Source organism: Halopseudomonas sp., assembly GCF_041579695.1.
GTDB lineage: Bacteria > Pseudomonadota > Gammaproteobacteria > Pseudomonadales > Pseudomonadaceae > Halopseudomonas.
On record NZ_JBFGFI010000033.1, the window covers coordinates 23728 to 30192 of the forward strand.

The window sequence follows — 6465 nt, forward strand, 5'->3', positions numbered from 1 at the left end:
GAATTCACCATGAAGTTTGAAGGCACACAGTCCTACGTCGCCACCGATGACCTGAAGCTTGCGGTCAATGCCGCAATCACTCTGGAGCGCCCGCTGCTGGTCAAGGGTGAGCCCGGTACCGGCAAGACCATGCTCGCCGAACAGCTGGCCGAGTCGATGGGCATGAAGCTGATCACCTGGCACGTGAAGTCGACCACCAAGGCGCATCAGGGGCTGTACGAATACGATGCGGTAAGCCGTCTGCGCGACTCCCAGCTGGGCGTCGACAAGGTGCACGACGTCGGCAACTACATCAAGAAGGGCAAGCTCTGGGAAGCCTTCGAATCGGAAGAGCGTTCGATTCTGCTGATCGATGAAATCGACAAGGCCGATATCGAGTTTCCCAACGATCTCCTGCAGGAACTCGATAAAATGGAGTTCTATGTTTATGAGACCAATGAGACGATCAAGGCCAAGCAGCGTCCGATCATCATCATTACCTCGAACAACGAGAAGGAGCTGCCCGACGCCTTCCTGCGCCGCTGTTTCTTCCATTACATCGCATTCCCCGACCGCACCACAATGCAGCGGATTGTTGATGTGCATTTCCCCGAGATCCGCAAGGAGCTGCTGTCCGAAGCCATGGACATCTTCTTTGACGTGCGCAAGGTGCCCGGTCTGAAGAAGAAGCCATCGACCTCTGAACTGGTTGACTGGCTGAAGCTGCTGCTGGCCGACCAGATTCCCGAGGCGGTGCTGCGCGACCGTGATCCGACCAAGGCCATCCCGCCGCTGTATGGCGCGCTGGTCAAGAACGAGCAGGACGTACAGCTGCTCGAACGCTTGGCATTCATGACTCGTCGTCAGAACCGCTGAGACGTCAGATCCATTAAGAAGGGGGAAGCCCATGCTTTTGGGCCTGTTCAATGAAATGCGAGCAGCAAAGGTGCCGGTATCGGTGCGTGAGCTGCTCGATCTGATACGTGCGCTCAAGCACCATGTCGTGTTCGCCGACATGGACGAGTTCTACTATCTCGCGCGCACCGTGATGGTCAAGGATGAACGCCACTTCGACAAATTCGACCGTGCTTTTGGCGCCTATTTCAACGGTCTGCAGAATCTCGACCAGCTTCTTGAAGCATTGATACCCGAGGATTGGCTGCGCAAGGAATTCGAGAAGATGCTGACCGACGAGGAGCGGGAGAAGATCCAGTCCCTCGGCGGTCTGGACAAGCTGATCGAAGAGTTCAAGAAGCGCCTTGAGGAGCAGAAAGAGCGCCATGAGGGCGGCAACAAATGGATCGGTACCGGCGGTACCAGCCCATTCGGTTCCGGTGGCTACAATCCCGAAGGTATTCGCGTGGGCGATGCCGGCAAGCGTCAGGGCAAGGCTGCCAAGGTCTGGGATCAGCGCGAGTACAAGAACCTCGACGACCAGGTCGAGCTGGGCACGCGCAATATCAAGGTGGCTCTGCGTCGCCTGCGCAAGTTCGCCCGTCAGGGTTCACCGGACGAGCTGGATATCGATGGCACCATCGACCACACCGCCCGCGATGCTGGTCTGCTGAACATCCAGATGCGCCCGGAGAAGCGCAACGCGGTCAAGTTACTGCTGCTCTTTGATATCGGCGGGTCGATGGACGCGCATATCAAGGTCTGCGAAGAACTGTTCTCCGCCTGCCGCACCGAGTTCAAGCATCTCGAATACTTCTACTTCCACAACTGCCCCTATGAGTCGGTGTGGAAAAACAACCTGCGCCGCACCAATGAGCGTACGTCCACGATGGACCTGCTGCACAAGTACGGACCGGACTACAAGGTGATCTTCGTCGGCGACGCCGCCATGGCACCCTACGAGATTACCCAGCCCGGCGGCAGTGTGGAGCACTGGAACGAGGAGGCCGGACACGTCTGGATTCAGCGTTTCATGGAGAAGTACAAGAAGATGATCTGGATTAACCCCTATCCGAAAGACGCCTGGGATTACACCACCTCGACACGCATCGTGCGTGATCTGATCGAGGACCGGATGTACCCCTTGACTCTGGAAGGTCTGGAAGAGGGGATGCGGTTTTTGAGTAAATAAGTCGGTAGCTGGAAGTGCAACACTTCCAGCTCCGGCTTCTAGCCGATCTTCACCTCTGGTAGGGTCGGCCGTTCCATGCTCGCTTTCTCGGTGGGTGCCATCACCGTAGCCACGCCATCCACCACCTGCTTGTTATCCTGATTGAACACCCGCGTGGCGATCTTCACGCGGTTTTTCGGCAGTTTCTCGAGGATTTCCAGCTCCACCCGAACTTCATCGCCCAGGCGCACCGGCCTCATGAAGCTCATTTCCTGACCAATATAGATGGTTCCTGGGCCGGGTAACTCACAGGCGATGGCTGCCGAGATCAGCGCGCCGGAGAACATGCCGTGGGCGATGCGGCCCTTGAACGGGGTGGCGGCGGCGAAGGCTTCGTCCAGGTGCACCGGATTGACATCGCCGGATACCGCGGCAAATAGCGACAGGTCGCGCTCGGTGACCAGATGGGTCACAGAGGCAGTGTCACCTGTGTTCAGTTCATCATAGGTACGGTTTTCAAGCTGTGACATCTGCAGACTCCGAATCGGCTGAAGAGGTGGCTGGCAACTGCTTTGCCAACCAGTCGAGCAGATCCTTTGCTACCTGCTCGCGATTGATTTCGTTGAATATTTCGTGGCGCGCGCCATCATACAATTGCAGGCTCGTGGATGTCAGCCCCGCGTTGATGAGGCGCTGCTGCAGCCTTGGCAGGCCGTTGCCAGCGCTGACCGGGTCGGCGTCACCGCCAACGATATGCACCGGCAGATCGGTACGTATCTGCTGCAACCGATCAGGGTCGGCGATCTGCAGCAGACCGCCAAACAGATCGTGCCAGAGGCGTGCGGTACAGGCGAAACCGCACAGCGGATCCTCTATATAGGCATCAACCTGCGACGGGTTCCGGCTGAGCCAGTCGAATTCCGTCCGGTTGGGTTTGAAGGCCTTGTTGAACTGGCCGAAGCTCAGCTTGCCGAGCGTGAGCGCTGGCTTGTTCCAGCCACGCAGGCGACCCTCGATACCTGCGGCCATTCTGCCTGCCTTGCTCACTGCCGGCGGATGGGCATTACTGCCGCTGAGGATCACCCCCGCAAGACCCGCTGCATTCGCCAACAGGTGACCCTGGACAATATAGGAACCCATGCTGTGACCCAGCAGGAACACCGGAGCCTTGTCTGCATGTTCACTGATATGCCTGCGTAGGGATGAAATATCCGCTGTCACCTTGCGCCAGCCATCCGAGTCAGCGAAATGGCCCGGTTGGTCAGTAATACTCTGGCCGTGGCCACGTTGGTCCAGCGCGGCCACCGCGTAACCCGCGCGGTTCAATTGCTCTGCAAGCCAGGAGTAGCGGCCCGCATGCTCGGCCATTCCATGGCTTATCAGAATCCAGGCGCGGGGTTGCGGCGCATCGGGCATCCATTGGTAAAAGAACAGTTTTTGCTGATCTTCGGCAGCCAGCCAGCCGGTTTGACAGGGCATTGTTATTATTCTCCTCAGATGTGTACCAAAAGAAACGCGGCAGCGTTTTGTGTTTTCGTCCAATGCTGGTAATTTTGGGAGTTACGCACAGACGTGAGCCCCCTGACAAGCCTGCTTGTCGGGGGGAATAATTGCACTGGGATAACTGCCGGTTTTTATCCCATGAGACCAATACGGGGAAAGAGGACAACAATAATGGAAGCATCGTTCTGGAATGACAAACGCCCGCCCGGCGTGCCCAACGATATCGATCAGAGTCAGTACAGTTCAATCATTGATGTGTTCGAGCGTTCCTGCAAACAGTTTGCGGACCGTCCTGCCTTTACCAATATGGGAAACACTATCACCTACGGCGACCTGGACCGGCTGTCAGCCGATTTTGCCGCCTACCTGCAGAACGAGACCGATCTCAAACCGGGCGATCGAATTGCCATCCAGATGCCTAACGTCCTCCAGTTTCCGGTCGCCGTTTTTGGAGCGATGCGTGCCGGCCTGGTTGTGGTCAATACCAACCCGCTGTATACGGCCCGGGAGATGCGTCACCAGTTCAAGGACTCGGGCGCACGAGCCCTGGTTTACATGAACATGTTTGGTCATCTGGTCGAAGAAGTCGCCCCCGATACCGACCTGAAATATCTGTTTGAAGCCCGCATGGGCGACATGCTGCCCGCCGCCAAGGGCTGGCTGGTCAATACCGTGGTCAAGAAAGTCAAGAAGATGGTGCCGGCATTCAACCTGCCGCAGGCGATCTCCTTCAAGGCCGCCCTCAAGGCCGGCAAGGGCAAGACTCCGAAGCCAGTCGCCAAGACCCATGACGACGTCGCGGTACTGCAGTACACCGGTGGCACCACCGGACCATCCAAGGGTGCAATGCTGACCCACGGCAATATCGTGTCCAACATGCTGCAGGTCTACGCCAACCTGCAACAGCGCGACGAAAGCGGCAATAAAATCATGGGCGATGAGAGCGAGATCATTATTTGTCCGCTGCCGCTTTACCATATCTTCGCATTCACCGCGAACTGCATGTGCATGATGCTCGCCGGTTACCACAACGTGCTGATCACCAACCCGCGCGATATCCCCGGCTTCGTCAAGGAGCTTAAGAAGTGGAAGTTCTCCTCGATGATGGGCCTGAACACGCTCTTTGTGGCGTTGATGGAACATCCTGAGTTCGGCGAGATCGATTTCTCCCATCTCAAAGGCACGACTTCGGGTGGTACCGCGCTGGTCAAGGCCACGGCTGAGCGCTGGGAAAAGAAGACTCACAGCCGCATTGGTGAAGGCTACGGTCTGACCGAATGTTCGCCGGTTGTCTGCTCCAGCCCCGGTGGCGGCCTGGCACGCCTGGGTACCGTAGGTTTGCCCGTCCCCGGTACTGCGCTGAAGGTCGTTGACGAAGAGGGCAATGAGCTGCCGATTGGAGAGCGTGGCGAACTGTGCGTCAAGGGCCCTCAGGTCATGAAGGGCTATTGGCAGCGTGATGATGCCACCAAAGAAAGCTTCGACGCTGATGGTTGGCTGAAGACGGGTGACGTGGCAGTGATCGACGAGGACGGCTTTGTCGCCATTGTCGACCGCATCAAGGATCTGATCATCGTTTCCGGTTTCAACGTCTATCCCAACGAAATCGAAGACGTCGTTGCTGCGCACCCCAAGGTAGCCAACGCCGCTGCGATCGGTGTGCCGGACGAGAAATCCGGCGAGGCGGTCAAGCTGTTCGTCGTGCCCAGCTCTGCTGACCTGACCATCGAAGAGCTCAAGGCCTATTGCCGAGCCAACTTCACCGGTTACAAGGTGCCTAAGCACTTCGAAATCCGCGAGTCGCTGCCGATGACGCCGGTAGGCAAGATTCTGCGCCGCGAGTTGCGCGACATCTGATGGCTGCGCGGCCACGCCGCGCCTCCTGATTTAGCGCAACACCAGAGCCGCCGGATTATTCCGGCGGTTTTTTATTGTCAGTCCCGTAGCTGGTCCGGACAGGGAAAAACTGCTAGTCTTCGGCGGCTTTTCGACCAGAAAGGCCGTTATAGTCACGAATAAAACCAACGCGACCGCTGCCCCTTGGGCCGGTACGCCTCGACGAATACGCTCAGGAGCAGGCATCCATGCTTGAGAATTTCTGGAAAGACAAATATCCCGCAGGCATCCCCTCCGAGATAAATCCGGATCAGTACAGCAATATCCTCGATGTTCTCAAACATTCCTGTCAGCGTTTTGCCGACAAGCCCGCATTCAGCAACCTGGGCAAAACCATCACCTATGGCGAGATGTACAAGCTGTCCGGCCAGTTTGCTGCCTATCTGCAGAAAAATACCGACCTGCAGCCGGGTGACCGGATCGCGATCCAGATGCCCAACGTGCTGCAATATCCGATTGCAGTATTCGGTGCGATGCGCGCCGGCTATGTGGTGGTCAACACCAATCCGCTGTACACCCCGCGCGAGATGGAGCACCAGTTCAACGACTCCGGCGCCAAGCTGCTGATCTGCCTGGCCAACATGGCTCATCTGGCGGAGCAGGTAGTTCCGCGCACGGGTGTAAAACAGGTCATCATTACCGAGGTAGGCGACATGCTGCCGCCGCTAAAGCGGCTGCTGGTCAACAGCGTGGTCAAGCACGTGAAGAAGATGGTGCCGTCGTATAACATCCCCGGCGCCGTCAAGTTCAACGACGCGCTGGCCAAGGGCAAGAACCAGAGCTTCCAGGAAGCCGCGCCGGGAGCGCAAGATATTGCCGTACTGCAATATACTGGTGGCACTACCGGCGTTGCCAAGGGCGCCATGCTGACGCACCATAATCTTGTCGCCAACATGCTGCAGGCCAAGGCCATGATGGGCTCCACAATGAAGGACGGTGAAGAGACGATCATCTGTCCGTTGCCGCTCTATCATATCTATGCCTTTACCTTTCACTGCATGGCGATGATGATCAGTGGTAAC

At 57.4% G+C, this 6465-nt stretch carries 6 protein-coding genes; 4 read left to right on the top strand and 2 right to left on the bottom strand.

Translation table 11 applies throughout. From position 1 onward, the window contains the following. Positions 1-9 precede the first annotated feature (9 nt). Together ABYA88_RS08780 and ABYA88_RS08785 are read left to right on the top strand one after the other, a co-directional pair. Positions 10-855 carry an AAA family ATPase gene (locus ABYA88_RS08780; protein ID WP_373186729.1) on the top strand — a complete coding sequence of 282 codons (846 nt, stop codon included), beginning with the start codon at positions 10-12 and terminating at the stop codon, positions 853-855. 31 nt (positions 856-886) lie between these two features. Further along, positions 887-2065: a VWA domain-containing protein gene (locus tag ABYA88_RS08785; protein ID WP_373186730.1), complete on the top strand. Its 1179-nt coding sequence runs from the start codon at positions 887-889 to the stop codon at positions 2063-2065. A 38-nt stretch (positions 2066-2103) separates the two neighbouring features. Here ABYA88_RS08785 and ABYA88_RS08790 read toward each other — a convergent pair whose 3' ends face one another. Both ABYA88_RS08790 and ABYA88_RS08795 read right to left on the bottom strand, forming a co-directional pair. Further along, positions 2104-2574, bottom strand: a complete 471-nt coding sequence (locus ABYA88_RS08790) for a MaoC/PaaZ C-terminal domain-containing protein (protein ID WP_373186731.1) — start codon at positions 2572-2574, stop codon at positions 2104-2106. Beyond that, a complete protein-coding gene (locus ABYA88_RS08795; RefSeq protein ID WP_373186732.1) occupies positions 2561-3523 on the bottom strand; it encodes a lysophospholipase in 963 nt (320 codons plus the stop codon). The genes ABYA88_RS08790 and ABYA88_RS08795 overlap by 14 nt, the downstream gene beginning before the upstream one ends. A 195-nt stretch (positions 3524-3718) precedes the next feature. Here ABYA88_RS08795 and ABYA88_RS08800 point away from each other — a divergent pair, with 195 nt between their 5' ends. Further along, on the top strand, positions 3719-5404 hold the full coding sequence (locus tag ABYA88_RS08800; RefSeq protein ID WP_373186733.1) for a long-chain-fatty-acid--CoA ligase: 1686 nt from the start codon (positions 3719-3721) through the stop codon (positions 5402-5404). Positions 5405-5631: 227 nt separating this feature from the next. Further along, positions 5632-6465: AMP-binding protein (locus ABYA88_RS08805; protein WP_373186734.1), on the top strand; the 834-nt coding region annotated here is incomplete at its 3' end.